Consider the following 18,808-nt stretch of genomic DNA (forward strand, 5'->3'; position numbering starts at 1 on the left):
GTAGCCTTGACCCGTGCAAATCCTGGTCGTCGACAACTACGACAGCTTCGTGTTCAACCTGGTGCAGTACCTGGGCCAGCTGGGTGTGACCGCGGAGGTCTGGCGTAACGACGACGAGCGGCTCGGCGGCCCCCAGGGCGTCCGCGCCGACGAGGTCGCCGGCCAGTTCGACGGCATCCTGCTGAGCCCGGGACCGGGCACCCCGGAACGGGCCGGCGCGTCGATCCCGCTGGTGCGCGCCTGCGCGGCGGCCGGCACCCCGCTGCTCGGGGTGTGCCTGGGCCATCAGGCGATCGGCGTCGCGTTCGGCGGCACCGTGGATCGCGCCCCCGAGCTGCTGCACGGCAAGACCAGCGAGGTGCTGCACACCGATCGGGGAGTGCTGGCCGGGCTGCCCAATCCGTTCACCGCCACCCGGTACCACTCGCTGACCATCCTGCCCGAGACCATGCCGGCGGAGTTGGAGGTCACCGGGCGCACCGAGGGCGGGGTGGTGATGGCCGTGCGGCATGTCGAGCTGCCGATTCACGGGGTGCAATTCCACCCCGAGTCGATCCTCACCCAGGGCGGCCACCGGATGCTGGCCAACTGGCTCGGCTATTGCGGGCAGCCGCCCGCCGAGCAGCTGGTGTGCCAGCTCGAGGCCGAGGTCGCCGACGCGGTTTCCGCGATTTAGCAAGGCTCAGCGGAGCTTGCGGAGCTGAGTCGCAGCTGGAATCGCGTGTCTGCACCGCGATTTAGCAAGGCTCAGCGGAGCTTGCGGAGCTGAGTCGCAGCTGGAATCGCGTGTTGTGTCCGCGATTTAGGCGGCAAAGCGCAGCGTGATGCTGGCGCCGAAGTTCACCCCGGCGCCCGCGGCGGGACTCTGGATCACCACGGCGTTGGTGCGCTGGCCGCTGTCGCGGACCTCGGCGCCCTTGTCCAGCTGACCGGTCCATCCCAGCGCCCGCAGCCGCGGCTCCGCGTCGGTCCAGAACATCCCGACCAGGTCGGGCATGGTGAACTGGTTGCCGCGGGAGACCTGCAGCTCGATCACGGTGTCCATCGGCACCACGGTGCCGGTCGGGGGATTGGTGCCGATGATCTGGCCGGACGGCGCGGTGCTGTCCACCGGAACCTGCGTGGTCTGGGTGAACCCGTACACCGTCAGGTTCTGGGTGGCGGTGTCGACGGTCTGCCCGCGCAGGTCCGGCACCTCCTTGGTGGCGGGCCCGGTGCCGATCACGATGGTGATCTCGTTGGTGATCGCCGCGGACTGGCCGGCCGACGGCAGCGTGCCGACCACCCGGTTCTTGAGCTCCGGCGTCGAGGGTGACTCGGTGCGCTTGTAGGTGCTGAAGCCCGCCGAGTTCAGCCGTTTCACGGCGTCCTCGTAGGTCAGCTGCGACACGTCGGGCATCTCGCGCTGCTCGGGGCCGGTGGAGACGTTGACGGTGATCTCGTCGCCGGCCCGGGCGTCGGTGTTGGCGCCGGGATCGGTGCTGATGACGTGGTCGGGCGGCACGATGGAGTCCGGCTGCTGCTGGGTGCGGGTTTTGAAACCGCGGTTCTGCAGCGCGGCGACCGCGTCGGCGGACAGCTGGCCGCGCACGTCGGGCACCTGCACGTCACGGGTCTTGCCGCCGAACATGGTGATGGCGATCGTCGTGATGACGGTGAGCACCGCCAGCAGCGCGACGGCCATCAGCCAGCGCCGCACCGGGCTGGCCGAGCTGCGGCGAGCGCCCACCCGGGGCAGCTCGTCGGTGCGGTCGGGGCCGACGGGCGCCGCCGGACCCACCGCCGACAGCATCGAGGACCGCTCGGCGTCGGTGAGCACCTTCGGGGCCTCCGGGCTGTGCCCGCTGTGCACCCGGATCAGGTCGGCGCGCATCTCGGCGGCCGTCTGGTACCGATTCTCGGGGTTCTTGGCCAGGGCTTTGAGCACGACGGCGTCCAGGTGCGGCGACAGCTCCGGGTTGCGGTGCGACGGCGGCTCCGGGTCCTCGCGGACGTGCTGGTAGGCCACCGCGACCGGGGTGTCGCCGACGAATGGCGGCTCCCCGGTGAGGATCTCGTAGAGCACGCAGCCCAGCGAGTAGACGTCCGAGCGGGCGTCGACGGCCTCGCCGCGGGCCTGTTCGGGGGACAGGTACTGCGCGGTGCCGATCACCGCGGCGGTTTGGGTTACGCTGCTGGAGTCGGCCAGCGCCCGCGCGATGCCGAAGTCCATCACCTTGACCGCTTTGTTGTTGCTGATCATGATGTTGGCCGGCTTCACATCGCGGTGGATGATGCCGTGCTGGTGGCTGAAGTTCAGCGCCTGGCAGGCGTCGGCGATGATCTCGATGGCGCGCTGCGGCGGGATGGGGCCGTCGGTGTGCACGATGTCGCGCAGCGTGACCCCGTCGACGTACTCCATGACGATGTAGGGCAGCGGCCCCGCCGAAGTTTCGGCTTCGCCGGTGTCGTAGACGGCGACGATCGCCGGGTGGTTCAGCGCCGCCGCGTTCTGCGCCTCACGGCGGAACCGGAGGTAGAAGCTGGGGTCCCGCGCCAGGTCGGCGCGCAGCACCTTGACCGCGACATCGCGGTGCAGGCGGGTGTCCCGGGCCAGGTGGACCTCGGACATCCCGCCGAAGCCGAGGATCTCGCCGAGCTCATAGCGGCCGGACAGGTGCTGGGGGGTTGTCATGTCGGTATCTCGTCGCTTGCGGGTTCGATGAGCAGCACCGTGGCGGCCACGAACCGCTGCTGGGCATCAGAATGTCCTGTCACCTGCCCCGGAGTCCAATTGGATGGCTCCACGGGCGCTTCCTGGACGGTTTGCGGGGGCGGCACGACGGTGTTGGTGATGGTCTCCCGAGGCCCGTCGTTCTTGTTGCCGCCGTAGTTCACCAGGATGAGCACGGCGATGATGATCGCCAACGCGCCCAGCACCCCGGCGGCCCACAGCAGTGCCCGCTGGCCGGAGGAGAAGCTGCGCCGGGCCGGCGCGGGGCGGCTGCCGGCCCCGGAGCGCGGCCGCATCGCTGTCGACGGGGCCCGGGTGTCCGCGGCGGCCGCCCGCGCCGGCGCGGCCGTCGTCCGAGCCTCGCCGGGAATCGCGGCCGGGGTGGCCCGGCCGAGCGTCGGATTGTTGTTCGGGCGCGGCGGGCGACGGCCGGCGCGCACCGCGGCGACCGCGTCGCTGAACGGGCCGCCGCTGCGGTAGCGGGCGCCCGGGTTCTTGCTCATGGTGACCTCGATGAGCTCACGCACGTTCGGCGGCACGTCGCTGGGCAGCGGCGGCGGCGGCTCCTTGATGTGCTTCATCGCCACCGTCAGGGCGCCGTCTCCGGTGAACGGCCTTCGGCCCGAGAGCGCCTCGTAGCCGACCACGCCGAGGGAGTAGACGTCAGAGGCCGGGGTGGCGTCGTGGCCGAGCGCCTGCTCGGGCGCGATGTACTGGGCGGTGCCCATCACCATGCCGGTCTGGGTGACCGGGGCGGCGTCGACGGCCTTGGCGATGCCGAAGTCGGTCAGCTTCACCTGTCCGGTGGGGGTGATCATGATGTTGCCGGGTTTGACGTCGCGGTGCACCAGGCCCGCGGTGTGCGCGACCTGCAGGGCCCGGCCGGTCTGCTCCAGCATGTCCAGGGCGTGCCGCAGCGACAGCCGGCCGGTGCGTTTGAGCACCGAGTTCAGCGGCTCGCCGTTGACCAGCTCCATCACCAGGTATGCCGTGCGACCCTCGCCGTCCATGTCGGTCTCGCCATAGTCGTGCACGCTGGCGATGCCGGGGTGGTTGAGCATGGCGACGGTGCGGGCCTCGGAGCGGAACCGCTCCACGAACTCCGGGTCCGAGGAGTACTCGGCCTTGAGCACCTTCACCGCCACGCGCCGGCCCAGCCGGCTGTCGACGGCCTCCCACACCTGGCCCATGCCACCGGTGGCGATCAGTCGTTGCAGCCGGTAGCGGCCCGAGAGCGTCACGCCTACGCGCGGACTCATCGTTGGTCACCTCCCGAGTGCCTCATGTTCCCTCCTGAAGCGCCGCCGCGATGACGGCACGCCCGATCGGCGCGGCGATGGCCCCGCCGGTCGCGGACAGCCGGTCGCCGCCGTTCTCAACCATCACAGCCACCGCCACCTCGGGCGCCTCGGCCGGCGCAAACGCGATGTACCACGCATGCGGCGGCGTGTTCTGCGGATCGGTTCCGTGCTCGGCGGTGCCGGTCTTGGAGGCGATCGCAACGCCCGGGATGGCGCCGGTTTGCTGTGTGTACTGTTCGGCGCCGACCATCAAATCAGTTAGCTTAGCCGCGATCTCCGGAGAAACCGCACGCCGGAGCTCGCTGGGCGGCGTCGTGCTCAGATTCGCCAGGTCCGGGCCCTTGAGCGCGGACACCAGATGGGGCGTCATGGTGACCCCGCCGTTGGCGATCGTCGCCGCCACCAGCGCGTTCTGCAGCGGGGTCAGCGCGACGTCGCGCTGACCGATGCTGGTCATCGCCAGCGCGGCGGCGTCCGGGATCGGGCCGATGGTGGACGTGGCCACCTGCAGCGGAATCGGGTCGGCCGGAACGTCGAGGCCGAACGCGGTTGCGGTCTTGCGCAGTTGCTCGGAACCCAGCTTGGCGCCGAGCTCGACGAAGGCGGTGTTGCAGGACCGTGCGAACGCCTCGCGCAGGGTGGCCGTCGGCGCCGGGCCGCACGGTGTGCCGCCGAAGTTCTGCAACCGCGAGGAGCTGTCGGGCAGCTGCACCGAGGCGGCCGAGGTCAGTTGCTCATTCTCCGAGAGCCCGGCCTCCAGCGCGGCCGCGGTGGTGATCACCTTGAACGTCGAACCCGGGGGGTAGATCTCGGCCACCGCGCGGTTGGTCAGCGGGGAGTCCTCGTCGTCGCGCAGCTCGGCCCAGGCCTGGGACTGCTCCTCGGTGTTGTGGCTGGCCAGCAGATTCGGGTTGTACGACGGGGCCGACACCATGGCCAAAATCTTGCCGGTCTTGGGCTCCAGCGCCACCACCGAACCCTTGCACGGGCCGACGCCGCAGCCCTGCTGCATGGCGTCCCAGGCGGCCTGCTGCACGCGCGGCTCGATGGTGGTCTCCACGTTGCCGCCGCGTGGGTCGCGGGCGGTGAAGAAGTCCACCAGTCGCTGGGCGAACATCCGCTCGTCGGAACCGTTGAGGATCGGATCCTCGGCCCGCTCCAGCCCGCTGGAGGAGAACCGCAGCGAGTAGAAGCCGGTCACCGGCGCGTAGGCCTCGGGGGACGGGTAGACCCGCAGGTAGCGGTACCGCCCCGTGGTCGCCTCCGAGTAGGCCAGCAGCTGCCCGTCGGCGGTGATCTGACCGCGCTGCCGCGAGTACTCGTCGAGCAACACCCGCTGGTTGCGCGGGTCGGCGCGCAGGCCGTCGGCCGTGAACACCTGGGTGAGGGTGGCGTTGGCCAGCAGCAGGACGATCAGGCCCATGATCGCCATGGCGACGCGGCGCAGTGAGGTGTTCACAGCTTGTCCATCACCTCGGTCCGCGCCACGGCGATCGGCGTTTGCGGGGCCGCGGCGGTGTTGCCCAGCGGTCGGCGCGCGGCGTGCGAGGTGCGCACCAGGATCGCCAGCAGCAGGTAGTTGGCCACCAGCGATGAGCCGCCGTAGGACATCCAGGGAGTGGTCAGGCCGGTCAGCGGGATCAGTTTGGTGACCCCGCCGACGACGATGAACAGCTGCAGGCCCAGGGTGGTGGCCAGGCCGGCGGCCAGCAGCTTGCCGAAGCTGTCGCGGACGGCCAGCGCGGTGCGCAGGCCGCGCACGATCAGGATGGTGTAGAGCATCAGCACCCCGGCCAGTCCGACCAGGCCGAGTTCCTCGCCGACGACGGCGATGATGAAGTCGGTGGACGCGGCCGGCACGGTGTTCGGCTGGCCGTTGCCCAGGCCGGCGCCGAAGATGCCGCCGGTGGCGAAGCTGAACAGCGACTGCACCATCTGGAAGCCGGCGTTGTCGGGGTCGGCGAACGGGTCCAGCCAGATCCGCACCCGCAGCTGGAAGTGCGGGAACAGCTGGTAGGCGATGAACGCGCCGATGAAGAACAGGCCGAGCCCGATCACCACCCAGCTGAGCCGGTTGGTGGCGATGTACACCATCACCAGGAACGACGTGTACAGCAGCAGGGAGGCGCCCAGGTCCTTCTCGAACACCAGCACGCCGATGGAGACCACCCAGGCGGCCAGCAGCGGCGCCAGGTCGCGCGGGCGCGGCAGGTCCATGCCCAGCACATGCTTGCCGGCGCTGGTGAACACATCGCGCTTGGAGACCAGCACGGCGGCGCAGAAGATCAGCAGCAGGATTTTGGAGAACTCACCGGGCTGGATGGAGAAGCCGGGGAACTGGATCCAGATCTTGGCGCCGTTCTGCTCGGACAGCTTGCTGGGCAGCAGCGCCGGGATGGCCAGCAGGATCAGCCCGGCCAGCCCGCAGACGTAGCCGTAGCGGGCCAGCTGGCGGTGGTCCGGCAGCGCGATGAGCAGCGCCACGAAGCCGCTGACGCCGACCAGCGTCCACAGCATCTGCTGACCGGCGCCGGGGCCGGAGACCTCGTTGGCTTGATTGGCCAGGTCGAGGCGGTGAATCAGCACCAGACCGAGTCCGTTGAGGGCGGCCACGATGGGCAGCAGCAGCGGGTCGGCGTAGGGCGCGAAGCGGCGGATGGCCAGGTGCGCGACGCCGAACAGGCCCAGGTAGGCCAGCGGGTAGAGGAAGGTGCCGACGCCCAGACCCTGATCCTGGTTGATCTCGACGATGGCCAGCGCCACCGCGGTCAGCAGGGCGGCCAGGCACAGCAGGCCCAGCTCGGTGTCACGCCGGTTCGGCAGCGACGGCGCCGCCGCCGTCGGGATGCTCTGGTCGCCAGCTGTCACGCCGCTTCCCGGCAGTCGGTGCCCGGTACCTGCGTCATGGTCGCCTGCGCCGGAACCGGCGTTTTCTGGCCGTGCGGGACCGGGGTCGCCGACGGCGCCGCGGAAGTGTCGGGGGCTTCGGACTGCTCGGCGCCGGCCTCGGTGGGGGAGTCGGGCCCACCCTCGGCCTCGGTGGTCGGGGCGGCCTCGGTGGTCGGGGCGGTGGCCGTGGTCGGCGTCGGGGTGGCCTTCGGCTTCGGGGCGGGCTCGGACTCAGGTTCGGGGGCGGCTTCGCACACCGGCAGCAGAGATCCGGTCACCAGGGTCTGCAGCCGCTGGATCGATTCGTCCAGGCTGCCGGTGGGCAGGCCCTGCTCGGCGGTCTTGCGGCCGGACTGGTCCAGGTCGGCCGGGGTGAGGATCTGGCAGTCCCGAGGCTCGGCGCCGTAGTCGATCAGCGACAGCTCGCTGCGGCTGTTGACGCAGGCCTGCACGTGCGGAGACTGCAGCGACACCCCGAGGATGGAGCCGGGCACCCCACGCATGATGGACACCACGCCGTCGTTGGTCGCGACGTAGTAGTTGCTGCGGATGATGGCGGTGGCGGCGATCCCGGACAGGATCAGCAGCGCCACCAGCACCACGGCGAGGATCAGGCGACGACGTCCCCGCGGCTTGCGCGGGGACGTCTCAGGTTGGGTGACGGCGGCGGCGCGTGGCGCCGGTTGTCGTCGGGCCGAATTCAGCGCCGACGCGCGGCCGGCGGCGGTGTTCGGCGGGGGGTTGGAACTGCCGTCGTCACCGGACACGGCGCCGGCCAGGATCGGCTGGGTCTGGCCGGAAAAGTCCTCGTCGACGACGTCGGCGACGACGACGGTGACGTTGTCCGGACCGCCGCCGCGCAATGCGAGCTCGATCAGCCGGTCGGCGGCCTCGGTGACCGTCGGCAACTGCAGCGCTTCGGCGATGGTCTCGGAGCTGACCGGGTCGGACAGCCCGTCGGAGCACAGCAGGTAGCGGTCCCCGACGCGGGCTTCCCGCATGATCAGGGTGGGCTCCACCTCGTGTCCGGTCAGGGCGCGCATGATCAGCGACCGCTGCGGGTGGCTGTGCGCCTCCTCGGCGGTGATGCGGCCCTCGTCGACCAGGGTCTGGACGAACGTGTCGTCCTTGGTGATCTGGGTCAGCTCGCCGTCGCGCAGCAGGTAGCCGCGGGAGTCGCCGATGTGCACCAGGCCCAGCCGGTTGCCGGCGAACAAAATCGCCGTCAGCGTGGTGCCCATGCCGTCGAGCTCGGGATCGGCCTCGACCTGGGCGGCGATCGCCGCGTTGCCCTGGTGCACCGCCTCATCGAGCTTGGACAGCAGGTCGCCGCCGGGCTCGTCGTCGTCGAGGTGGGCCAGGCCGGCGATGATCAGCTGCGAGGCCACCTCGCCGGCGGCGTGGCCGCCCATGCCGTCGGCCAACGCCAACAGTCGCGCGCCGGCGTACACCGAGTCTTCGTTGTTCTGACGCACCAGACCGCGGTCGCTGCGCGCTGAATATCTGAGCACCAGTGTCACGGCCGCAGCTCGATTGCTGTCTTGCCGATGCGCACCGGTGTGCCTATGGGAACTCGTACCGCCGTCGTCACTTTCGCCCTGTCAAGGTAAGTACCGTTGGTCGATCCTAAGTCCTCCACGTACCACTCCGAACCGCGTTGTGAGAGACGCGCGTGGCGCGTCGAGGCGTAGTCGTCGGTGAGGACCAGGGTGGAATCGTCGGCACGTCCGATCAATACCGGCTGGGAACCCAGCGTGATCCGGGTTCCGGCCAGCGCGCCGTCGGTGACCACCAGGTACCGCGGCGTTGTCCGCCCCTGTCGGGCCGGCAGCAATGAACCCCGCAAATTCAGCCCGCGGCGTGCCATCACCGGCCCGGTCGGGGCGTAAATATCTGTTTTCAACACGCGAAGAACAGACCAGATGAAAACCCACAGCAACAGAAGGAAACCCGCGCGCGACAGTTGCAGAACGATTCCCTGCATCTGTCGTCCCTTCGTCCCTTCCCCGCCGCCGCTGAGGCAACGTCACGATACTTGGCGCTGTCCGCGACGGCGAGATGGCCCGCCCGGCGGGTCAGTGGACGCGGACCACGATCTCGGAGTGACCCAGCCGGATAACGTCGCCGTCGGCCAGCTGCCACTCCTGAACCGGGGCGTTGTTCACCGTGGTGCCGTTGGTGGAGTTCAGGTCCGCCAGCAGCGCGACGTGGCCGTCCCAGCGGATCTCCAGGTGCCGGCGGGAGACGCCGGTGTCGGGCAGCCGGAACTGGGCGTCCTGACCGCGGCCGATCACATTGGCGCCCTCGCGAAGCTGGTAGGTGCGGCCGGAGCCGTCGTCGAGCTGCAGGGTCACCGTCGAGGCGCCGGACGATGGGGCACCGTAGCCGCCCTGGTCGTATCCACCCTGATCGTAACCGCCGCCTTGCTGGTCGCCGTAGGGCTGCTGGCCCTGGCCGTAGTCGGGCTGGCCGTAATCCTGCTGCTGGTAGTCCTGCTGGCCGTAGTCCTGCTGACCATAGTTGTAATCACCGCGACCCTGATCGCCACCGCGGCCCTGGTCGCCGTAGTTCGGCTGCTGGTAGTCCTGCTGGCCGTAATCGGGACGCTGCTGGCCGTAGTCGGGCTGGCCGTAGTTCGGCTGCTGGGACTGACCGTAGTTCTGCTGGCCGTAGTTGGGCCGCTGCGGCTGGGAGTAGTTCTGCTGGCCGTAGCCCTGCGGCGGTCCGTAGTTCGGCTGCTGTCCGTAGTTCTGCTGCGGGGGCTGCCCGTAGTTGGGCTGCTGGCCGTAGTCGTAGCCGCGGTCGCCCTGCTGCGGGGAGTGGCCGCCGCTGTGCTGGCCGTAACCCTGCGGCTGTCCGTAGTTGGGCTGCTGGCCGTAGCCCGGGGGCGGTCCGTAGTTCGGCTGCTGTCCGTAGTTCTGCTGCGGGGGCTGCCCGTAGTCGCCGCTGGGCGGCTGGCTGTAGCCCTGCTGCGGGCGGTCCTGGCGGTCCTGGCCGGGGTTGTCCTGGCCCTGGTCCTCGGACGAGCGGCTGTAGTCGTAGTAGTCGCCGCCCTGCCCCTGGTTGCCGCGCTGGCTCGGGTTGTCGCTCATTGGTGGTACTCCTGGTTCTGCGGTCAAAGACTGTTCAGGTTGTGCGGGGTGCGGCGCTAGGGGACTTCCGCGGTTTCCGTTTCGGGTGGCGTCAGGATTGACGGTCCCACGGGCGCGCACCTGGCCGGTGCGCAGCTGCGCGGACTGGTCGAATCTAACGACCACCTCACCATACGTTTGCCACCCCTGCTCCCCGATATATCCCTGCAGATGCCTGGCAAAAGTATCCGAAGTGAGATGGGGATCGGCGAGGGTCTTTTGATAGTCGGACTCACTGAGGGTAATGACATAGTCGTTGGGGGCCAACAATTGACCGCCGGCCAGTGAGCGGACGCCGTCTGCGGACTCCCGGCGCAGCGCCCCTTGAATCTCCTGGGGGACCACCGATCCGCCGAACACCCTGGCAAAGACGTCGCCGACGGTGGATTCGAGCTTGCGATCCAATCGCCGCACTCGTCCCATCGTCACCGCCCGTCTCAGTGCTTTGTGCGCCGCCCGCGGTGATTTCCGCGTGTCGCGCCATCGTGTCGTTTCGCGTCAATGGTAAGGGTCAGTCCACGGCCCTCGGCACCGGCAAAACTCTGAGAAATGCTTATGCGCAGGTCAGGGCGTGTTTAGCGTTCCGCGGATGGCCGCATACGGGCGGTTTGGTGGGCGGGGGAGCACCCTGATAAGCTCTCCGGGTTGCTCGGGCGAGTGGCGGAATGGCAGACGCGCTGGCTTCAGGTGCCAGTGTCCTTCGGGACGTGGGGGTTCAAGTCCCCCTTCGCCCACCAGCGAGACAGAGGCCGCGAATTCTTCGGAGTTCGCGGCCTTTGTGGGCTCTTCGTAATTCAGAGTGCATTGACCAGTGAGTGCAGGGCGCCGCTGTGCAGTAGTGAGCGCAGCCGGTAGTGGGTGAGGTTTCTGAATCCGAGGGCGTTGCGGCGCAGTGCTTCGAGGCGGCCGTTGATGGCTTCGGTGGGTCCGTTGGAGGCGTGGTGGTCGAAGAAGGCCAGGATGTCGTGGCGGCGGCGCCACAGGGTGCGGCCGAGTTGGGCCAGTTCGGTCAGGACTGCGGGGACGCCGCGGCGTAGCGAGTCGATGATCGCGGTCATCATGGCCTTTCCGCGCCGGCGGTCGGGGTGGGCGTAGGCGGCGATGATGCGCTGGTAGACGCTCCAGGTCACCATGACGCCGAGATGATCGTCCTCGGCGAACACGGTTTCCAAGCGTGTCTGCTGCCCGGCGGTGAGCAACGGCCACCGGGTGCGCAGGGTGCGGCGCGCACCGTAGAGCGGGTCACCGGTGCGGCCCCGGTGTCCGCAGGTCAGCTGCTGGATGCGTTGGCGACACAGATCCAACTTCAAGCCGGCCAGGGCCACGACATGGAACGGATCCATGACCGCAGTGGCCTCAGGCAGTTGCGCGGTGGCGGCGGTCTTGTAGCCGCCGAAACCGTCCATGGCGATGACCTCGACCTGGGCGCGGAACGCCGAGGGCTGTTTATCGAGCCAGCTGGCCAGTGCTGCCGCAGAGCGCCCTTCGACGAGGTCGAGCAGCCGCGCCGGGCCGGTGTTGTCCTGGACCGGGGTGAGGTCGATGATCAGCGTGACGAACCCCGCAGTCCCGCGCCTCCTTGGAGCCCAGCGGTGCTCATCAACCCCGATGACCCGCACACCGTCGAGCCGATCGGGGCCGGCCGCAGCGATCAGATCGGCCACAGCACGCATCGCGATCGTGCTGACGGTATGCCAGGACACCCCGAGTTCTGCGGCGATCGCCGAAATGGTGGTGCGGTCGATCATCAACCGCCGCAACACATAGCGGGCACAGCGCCGCGTCGTCGAGGAACGTGGGGCGGCCAGTTTGCCGAGGTCCTGGTTGAACACCGACCGCCCGCACTGTGGTGTCAGGCATCGGTAACGCGGGATTGCCACCCGCAGCACCAGCGGGTAGCCGGCCACCGGCAGATCGGTCAACGGCCGCACGACCGTGTCACGATAGCGGCCGTCATGACCGCAGTCCGGGCAACGTGCATCACGGGCCACCGGCGTGCAGAAGATCGTGGTCTGCTTCTCATCGACGGCAGCGTCGGTGATCGTCACCCCCAACTCGATGGTGCGCATAATCGTGTCGGCAACAACAGACGGCGGACAGGCAGTAGCCTCAGGCACGGGTTCCCTCGGTGGTGTTGATGAAGCTCGGTGTAGGAACCCGCATCGTCACCCACCGAGGCCCCACCTCAGCTCACCGACACGACACCCGCCCCGGTCTCAACCCGCCCAGCCGTGCACTCTCGTTCACGAAGAGCCACCAAACTGGCTCTTCCGGATTCAGAGTGCGTTGATTCGGTTTTGGAGTTGGCCGGAGTGGATGAGTGATCGCAGGGTGTAGTTGTCGAGGTTGCGGAATCCCAGGGCGATGCCGCGGAGGTGCTCGAGTCGGCCGTTGATGGCTTCCACGGGGCCGTTGGAGACGCCGACGTCGAAGTAGGCCAAGATCTCGGCGCGGCGTTTCCACAGGCTGCGCCCGAGTTGGGCGAGTTCTTCCAGGCCCTTGGGCAGGTCGCTGCGAATTCGTTTGAGGCACTTGAACATCGAGAGCTTGCCGGCTCTGCGGTCAGGATTGTCGTAGGCGGCGATGAGCTCTTGGTAGCAGGCGGCGGTGACCTCCACCGCGATGTGGGCGTCATCGGCGCCCAGGGCGGTGGCCAGCCGGGTCTTCTGTCGCTCGGTGAGCAGTTCGGTGCGGGTGAGCACGATCCGCCGGATCCGGTAGAGCGGATCGGCGGCGCGGCCGCGGTGCCCACAGGTGTCCTGCTGAACCCTCTGTCGGCACCGGGTGAGCTTCTCGGCGGCCAGATGCACCACATGGAACGGGTCCATCACCGCCCGCGCAGCTGGCAGCGCTTGGGCGGTCGCGCTGTGGTAGCCGGCGAAGCCGTCCATGGCCACCACCTGGATGCGGCTGCGGAAGTTCGCATCGGTGGCCGCCAGCCAGTCGGCGAACGCCTTCGCCGAGCGCCCGGCGACCATGTCGAGCAGCCGGGCCGGGCCGGTGCGGTCGATGACCGGGGTCAGATCGACGATGACCGTCACGAAGTCGGCCTCACCCTGGCCGCGGCGGTGTTTCCACTTGTGCTCGTCGACCCCGAGATAACGCACCCCATCGAGTCGTCCGGGGTCGCCGGACACCAGCTCACGAACCGACTCGGCAGCGATCGCGTTGACCGTGTCCCACCCCAGGCGCAGCGCCGTGGCGATCGCGGCGACCGCCATCTTGTCGACCGCGAGGCGCTGCAGGATCCAGCGTCCGCACCGCCTGGTCACCGACGCCTTGGCTTCGGCGACCCGGTCGATGCGCGCCCGGAAGATCGTCATCTCGCAGCCATCGTTGTCGCAGGTGAACCGGGGCAGGCGAACCCGTAGGCGGGTCGGATGGCCCACCACCGGCAGATCCGTCAACACCCGAACGACGTGATCACGAAGCCGACCGGGCAGCCCGCACACCGGACACCCCGGATCGGCTTCCACAGGCCGGCAGTCGATCCAGGTGAGGTCTTCGGCGATCGCCGCGCCGGTGATCGCCACCCCCAACTCAACGGTTCGACAAATCGTGTCAGCGACAAGGCACGTAGGCTCAGACATGGGTCCTGTGGGTGGTCGATAATTGTGTAGGAACTCTCATCGTCACACCCCAGGACCCACCTACATCCCAGGCACTACCACCGCGTCGCCACCCTCACCAACGCACTCCGAATCCGGAAGAGCCACCAAACTGCCAATGCAATAGGTGATCGCCAGCGCCAGACCTAACGCAGGGCACTTATGTGTATGTGTGCGACCCGGGACTTCGGGAGCGCTTCAAGCGCTATCTCTGACCGAGTGCGCCACTCCAGCGGAAGCGCGCAGATTGCCCGTCACCCGATCGCCACGCCCACCAAACTGCCAATGCAATAGGTGATCGCCAGCGCCAGAGAGCCGCCGATGACATTTCGCAGCAGTGCGCGCCGCGGGTCCGCTCCACCCAGCCGGGCGGACACCACGCCGGTCAGGGCCAGCGCCACCAACACGGCGACGGCGGTCACCGGGATCCGCCACTCGGTGGGCGGCCACAGGATCGCGACCAGGGGCAGCAGCGCGCCGATGGTGAAGGACAGCGCCGAGGAGAACGCGGCCTGCCACGGGTTGGTCAATTCCGTGGGGTCGATGCCCAACTCGGCTTCGGCGTGTGCTGTCAACGCGTCGTGCTCGGTGAGTTCCTCGGCTGCCCGACGGGCGGTCGCCCGGGTCAGGCCCTTGGCTTGGTAGATGTCGGTGAGCTCGTCGAGCTCGGTGGCGGGGTCGGCGCGCAGCTCGCCGCGCTCCTTGATCAGCAGCGCCTTCTCGGTGTCACGCTGGGTGCTGACCGACACGTACTCCCCAAGCGCCATCGACACCGCGCCGGCCAGCAGACCTGCGATGCCGGCGGTCAGGATCGGAGCCCGCTCGGTCGATGCGGCCGCCACGCCGACCACGATGCCTGCGGTGGAGACGATGCCGTCGTTCGCGCCGAGCACCCCGGCGCGCAGCCAATTCAGTCGCTGGGCCAGGGAGCCGGTGTGCGGTTCGCCGGGATGCGTTGGTGCGGTCACGCCCTGACTGTAGAAGCGTCCCTGGGGCGCCGCCAGCAAGGAAAGGGTTACCGAAGCGCCAGGTCAGCGCACTGCGAAGGGTCGCGGGCACGGAGCTGCCCTCGCCGTAGCGGGCCTCGCTAGGCTTGCACGATGAAGCGCACCTGGACCTTCGAGCACTCCAGTGAGATCCCCGCGCCGAGCCAGGCCGTGTGGGACCGCGTCGTCACGCCGGAGGGCATCAACGACGAGATGCGCCCGTGGATGACGATGTCGATCCCGCGCGGCCCCGACGACCTCACCATCGACACCCTTGAACTCGGCCGCCCGATCGGCCGGGCCTGGGTCAAGTTGTTCGGGGTGCTGCCGTACGACTTCGACCATTTGTCTATCGTCGAGCTCGATCCCGGTCGGTACTTCCGGGAGGAGTCGACCATGATGAGCATGCGCCGCTGGACGCACCAGCGCACCGTCGAGCCGGTGGGCCTGGACCGCACCCGGATCACCGACCGGATCACCTTCAGCCCCCGGCTCGGGATGGCGCCTTCCGGACCGATCATCGCCAAGGTTCTTACCGCGTTCTTCCGGCACCGACACCGCCGACTCGCGGCGCACTTCGCCTGAGCGTCAAGGGCCCTGGAGCAGGGCGTCCCGGATATCTGACATTGTGTGTCGCTGCCAGAGTGCCTGGACCGGCAGCAGCAGCGCCGGCTCCAGTTCCACCACGACGACCCGGCCGTCGACGGCCGGCCCGGGTTCCGCGGTGACCAGTGCGGCGGCGCCGGTGGTCAGCGGCGCGGTCACCATCGCCGCCCCCTGAACTCGGCTGACCACGTAGTCCGGCTCGAATCCGCAGCGCCGGCACGCCGCCATGAGGAAATCGCTGAAATACGACGCGCCCGGCGGCGCCCACAGCGCCAACGGCTCCCCGGCGAGATCGGGAAGAGTGACCGACGGGCTCGCGGCCAGCCTGTGGGCGGCGGGGAAGGCGGCCCGCACCCGGTGGTAGCCGACGACCGCGCCGGCCAGTTCGTCTCCGGTGGCAACCCCACGGCGCAGCCCCAGGTCCAGCGTTCCGTCGAGCACCCCGGCGGCCAACCCGTCGGGGTAGAGCTGCCGGAACGTCACTGACAGCTCGGGGAATGCGGTGATGGCCGGCTCCAGCAGGGTGTAGGCCTCGGATCCGCTGATCGCCGGGCTGTGCCCGACGACCCATTCCCGGGTCTGAACACCGGCGCTGCGGACCCGTTGCCCGACCGTCTCGGCCGCGGCGAGCAACGGGCGGGACTCGGCGAGCAGGGCCCGCCCGGCGGCGGTCAAGGCGATCCGGCGGCCTGCCCGCGAGAACAGCGTGACGCCGAGCTCGGCCTCGAGTTGGCGCACCGACGCGCTCAGCGCCTGCTGGCTCAGGTGCAGCCCGGCCGCGGCGGCGGTGAAACTGCCGGTCTCGGCGACCGCCGTGAATTGCCGCAGACGGCGCAGATCAGCCAACACATTCACAAACGCTACTTGTGAAATAGACGGAAAGAACTGTTTCCCCTTGGTGAAAATGAGTCCTACCGTCAATGAACATGAGCAACCTCAATGGGAAGTCGGCCGTCGTCGCGGCCGGATCGAAGAACCTCGGGTCCCTGATCAGCGCCGAACTGGCCCGCCAGGGCGTCAACGTCGCGGTGCATTACAACAGCCCGGGCAGCGAGGCCGAAGCCGACCGCACGGTCGAGCAGGTGCGGGCCGCCGGAGCCCAGGCGATCAAGGTCCAGGGCGACCTCACCACCCCGGCGAACATCACCGCGTTGTTCGACGCCGCCGTCGAGGCCTTCGGCTCGGTCGACATCGCGGTGAACGCGGTCGGAAAGGTGCTCCGCAAACCGATCGCCGACATCACCGAAGCCGAATACGACGAGATGTTCGACGTCAACGCCAAGGCCGCGTTCTTCTTTCTGCAGGAAGCCGGTCGCCGCCTCAACGACGGGGGATCGATCACCACGATCGTCACCTCGCTGCTCGCGGCGTTCACCGATGGGTATGCCAGTTACGCCGGATCCAAGAGCCCGGTCGAGCACTTCACCCGAGCAGCGGCCAAGGAGTTCGGCCAATTCGGCGTCAATGTCAACAGCATCGCCCCGGGGCCGATGGACACCCCGTTCTTCTACCCGCAGGAAACCCCGGAACGTGTCGAGTTCCACAAGTCCCAGGCAATGGGCAACCGGCTGACGCAGATCACCGACATCGCGCCACTGGTGGTTTTCCTGGCCGGTGACGGGCACTGGACCACCGGGCAGACACTGTTCGTCAACGGCGGCTACACCACCCGCTGAACAGGCGGACCACCTAAATTTGCCGTCCGAGAGGCGGGAAAGGCGCTGTTGGAGTCGACCGGATCAGGCGTTTCGACAGGCGGGGATAGCGATGAAGGCAAGCGCGCGATGGTTCGCCGGCACGGTCGTGGGCGCGCTGACATTCGCTGCGGCGCCGGTAGCGCAGGCCGACGGGATCTTCGTGCGGTGCGATTTCGAGGTGGGCACACCGTTCATCTACGAACAGGACGGCCAGCAGTACGTCGGCGCCGCGTTCACTGCCCAGAATTGCGCCACCAATCTCGGCAGCACGCCGCTGGTGCTCGAGATGGACATGTCCATCTCGAATGAGCAACCCGATGGCACGTGGGCGGCGCACACCAACACCTACAGCACGACACAGTTCGTCCAGGACGGCTCGGGATTCTCGGTGACCTTCCCCAACGACGGCCGGTTGATCCCGCTGAAGCCGGGCGGCTATATGACGACCGGGCGCGCCACCAGCAATATCGAAGGTCTCGAGCACCGGACTTCGGCCCGGTCGGCGGCGATCGAGGAGATCGCCCGCGTCGACGGCCGGCGGATCACGTATCCGAAGCCGGAGTCAAACTCGGCCCGCGGCCCACTGCGCGGCGGTCTCGAGAACCGCTGCGGCCACCGGCCGGCCATGTTCGCAGCAAACTGGCAGGAGTGCGGCAGCGGACTACGGCTGCAGCACAAGCAGACTCACGTCCGGCGGCGCGCCGACCCGGACCGGCGGCCCCCAGAACCCCGCGCCCCGGGAAATGTAGAGCTGCACGCCGTCGATCGTCGACAAGCCGGCCAGCGCAGGCTGCTGTGACAGCACCGCGTAGTGGAACGGCCACATCTGGCCGCCGTGGGTGTGTCCGGACAATTGCAGGTCCACGCCGTGCTCGGCGGCTTCGCGCACCTGCACCGGCTGGTGCGCCAGCAGCACCGTGGGAACGGAATCGTCGGCGCCCTCCATCGCCCGGTCGAAGTCCGGCGGCTGTGAAAGCCGTTCTCCCACAATGTCGGTCACCCCGGCCAGGTTGAACGACGCATCACCGCGCCGGATGGTGGTGTTCGCATTGGCCAGCGTCCGCACACCGAGCTGGGACAGCTCGTCGATCCACTCGGGTGTGTCGTCGACGTAGTACTCGTGATTGCCGGTGACGAAGTAGACACCGTCGGCCGAGCGCAGGTTGCGCAGCGGCTCGGCGGCCGGGGCGAGGTGCCCGACGGTGTCGTCGACCAGATCGCCGACGATCACGACGAGATCCGGGTCGGTGTCATTGACCATCGCCACGATCCGCTCGGTCTGCGCGCGGTTGGAGAAGACCCCCAGGTGAACGTCGTTGACCATCGCGATCCGGTAGCCGTCGAACGCCGGGTTCAAACCCTGCAGCCGGATCGGCACGGTCAGCAGGTTCGGCGGGCCCATCGCTGTGCTGATCCCCACGCCGACCACCGCCACCGAGACCACGGCCGCCACCGCCGCGGTGGCGCGATTCACCAGTAGTCGACGACCACCGGACGCGCCGGCCGGCGCGGCGCCGTCGACCGGGCGGCGGGCCCAACCGCGCAGCGCCCACCGCACCGGTTCGGTCACCAGCAGGGTCAGCGTCAGATAGAAAACCAGCCCCAGCCAGATATAGCCGACCCGCTCCACCCACGCCAGGCCGTCCTCGCCGAACGCCCAGGACAGCACCGTCGCGACGCGGGAACCGATGGTCACCACCAGCGCAGCCGTCGGGACCAGGAACGCGAGGGTGAGGGCTCGCCGGGTCCAGCCGGGGGTGCTGGTTCCGCGGATCAGTCGCCGCCAGAGGTAGAAGTGCATCAGCGCCAAAGCCGCGGTCAGCATGACGATGAACATGCGCTCTCCAGGGTTAGGCGGACTACATAACTCTAATCGC

Annotated in this window: 15 protein-coding genes and 1 tRNA gene; 4 read left to right on the forward strand and 12 right to left on the reverse strand. The window is 68.7% G+C overall.

The window, feature by feature from the left end:
- Nucleotides 1-13 precede the first annotated feature (13 nt).
- Nucleotides 14-676, forward strand: a complete 663-nt coding sequence (locus tag L2Z93_RS00105; protein ID WP_090586512.1) for an aminodeoxychorismate/anthranilate synthase component II — start codon at nt 14-16, stop codon at nt 674-676.
- Between the two features lie 126 nt (nt 677-802).
- Here the strand turns inward: L2Z93_RS00105 and pknB are convergent, their stop codons facing one another.
- The 7 genes from pknB to L2Z93_RS00140 all read right to left on the reverse strand — a co-directional run bounded on the left by pknB (nt 803) and on the right by L2Z93_RS00140 (nt 10,457).
- Nucleotides 803-2,674: a Stk1 family PASTA domain-containing Ser/Thr kinase gene (gene pknB, locus L2Z93_RS00110; RefSeq protein ID WP_090586516.1), complete on the reverse strand. Its 1,872-nt coding sequence runs from the start codon at nt 2,672-2,674 to the stop codon at nt 803-805.
- Nucleotides 2,671-3,972, reverse strand: a complete 1,302-nt coding sequence (locus L2Z93_RS00115) for a serine/threonine-protein kinase (RefSeq protein ID WP_090586519.1) — start codon at nt 3,970-3,972, stop codon at nt 2,671-2,673. Before L2Z93_RS00115 ends, pknB begins: the two co-directional genes overlap by 4 nt.
- A 22-nt stretch (nt 3,973-3,994) precedes the next feature.
- Nucleotides 3,995-5,473, reverse strand: a complete 1,479-nt coding sequence (gene pbpA, locus L2Z93_RS00120; RefSeq protein WP_090586522.1) for a D,D-transpeptidase PbpA — start codon at nt 5,471-5,473, stop codon at nt 3,995-3,997.
- Complete coding sequence (locus L2Z93_RS00125) at nt 5,470-6,882, reverse strand: peptidoglycan glycosyltransferase RodA (RefSeq protein WP_090586526.1); 1,413 nt, start codon at nt 6,880-6,882, stop codon at nt 5,470-5,472. Before L2Z93_RS00125 ends, pbpA begins: the two co-directional genes overlap by 4 nt.
- Entirely contained in the window at nt 6,879-8,423 is a 1,545-nt protein-coding gene (locus L2Z93_RS00130) for a PP2C family protein-serine/threonine phosphatase (protein WP_090586531.1), read from the reverse strand. The genes L2Z93_RS00125 and L2Z93_RS00130 overlap by 4 nt, the downstream gene beginning before the upstream one ends.
- Nucleotides 8,420-8,887: an FHA domain-containing protein FhaB/FipA gene (locus L2Z93_RS00135; RefSeq protein WP_090586534.1), complete on the reverse strand. Its 468-nt coding sequence runs from the start codon at nt 8,885-8,887 to the stop codon at nt 8,420-8,422. Before L2Z93_RS00135 ends, L2Z93_RS00130 begins: the two co-directional genes overlap by 4 nt.
- A gap of 91 nt (nt 8,888-8,978) precedes the next feature.
- Nucleotides 8,979-10,457, reverse strand: coding sequence for an FHA domain-containing protein (locus L2Z93_RS00140; protein ID WP_090586537.1), 1,479 nt, complete (start codon nt 10,455-10,457; stop codon nt 8,979-8,981).
- Between the two features lie 228 nt (nt 10,458-10,685).
- On the opposite strand from L2Z93_RS00140, the gene L2Z93_RS00145 reads away from it, so the two are divergent.
- Nucleotides 10,686-10,771 (forward strand) — tRNA-Leu (locus L2Z93_RS00145).
- A 57-nt stretch (nt 10,772-10,828) separates the two neighbouring features.
- Here the strand turns inward: L2Z93_RS00145 and L2Z93_RS00150 are convergent.
- The 3 genes from L2Z93_RS00150 to L2Z93_RS00160 all read right to left on the reverse strand — a co-directional run bounded on the left by L2Z93_RS00150 (nt 10,829) and on the right by L2Z93_RS00160 (nt 14,610).
- Complete coding sequence (locus tag L2Z93_RS00150; RefSeq protein WP_409347457.1) at nt 10,829-12,151, reverse strand: ISL3 family transposase; 1,323 nt, start codon at nt 12,149-12,151, stop codon at nt 10,829-10,831.
- 159 nt (nt 12,152-12,310) lie between these two features.
- Complete coding sequence (locus L2Z93_RS00155; protein ID WP_090586542.1) at nt 12,311-13,624, reverse strand: ISL3 family transposase; 1,314 nt, start codon at nt 13,622-13,624, stop codon at nt 12,311-12,313.
- 272 nt (nt 13,625-13,896) lie between these two features.
- Nucleotides 13,897-14,610: a VIT1/CCC1 transporter family protein gene (locus L2Z93_RS00160; protein WP_090586677.1), complete on the reverse strand. Its 714-nt coding sequence runs from the start codon at nt 14,608-14,610 to the stop codon at nt 13,897-13,899.
- Between the two features lie 132 nt (nt 14,611-14,742).
- On the opposite strand from L2Z93_RS00160, the gene L2Z93_RS00165 reads away from it, so the two are divergent.
- Nucleotides 14,743-15,213, forward strand: a complete 471-nt coding sequence (locus tag L2Z93_RS00165) for an Rv1443c family protein (protein ID WP_090586544.1) — start codon at nt 14,743-14,745, stop codon at nt 15,211-15,213.
- Between the two features lie 3 nt (nt 15,214-15,216).
- Here the strand turns inward: L2Z93_RS00165 and L2Z93_RS00170 are convergent, their stop codons facing one another.
- Complete coding sequence (locus tag L2Z93_RS00170; RefSeq protein WP_090586679.1) at nt 15,217-16,080, reverse strand: LysR family transcriptional regulator; 864 nt, start codon at nt 16,078-16,080, stop codon at nt 15,217-15,219.
- 80 nt (nt 16,081-16,160) lie between these two features.
- Between L2Z93_RS00170 and L2Z93_RS00175 the strand changes: the two genes are divergently transcribed.
- Nucleotides 16,161-16,910 carry an SDR family oxidoreductase gene (locus tag L2Z93_RS00175; protein WP_090586682.1) on the forward strand — a complete coding sequence of 250 codons (750 nt, stop codon included), beginning with the start codon at nt 16,161-16,163 and terminating at the stop codon, nt 16,908-16,910.
- 682 nt (nt 16,911-17,592) lie between these two features.
- On the opposite strand, the gene L2Z93_RS00180 is transcribed toward L2Z93_RS00175, so the two are convergent.
- Nucleotides 17,593-18,768, reverse strand: coding sequence for a metallophosphoesterase (locus tag L2Z93_RS00180; RefSeq protein WP_090586547.1), 1,176 nt, complete (start codon nt 18,766-18,768; stop codon nt 17,593-17,595).
- Nucleotides 18,769-18,808: the final 40 nt, after the last annotated feature.

This window comes from Mycolicibacterium brumae (assembly GCF_025215495.1).
Lineage (GTDB): Bacteria > Actinomycetota > Actinomycetes > Mycobacteriales > Mycobacteriaceae > Mycobacterium > Mycobacterium brumae.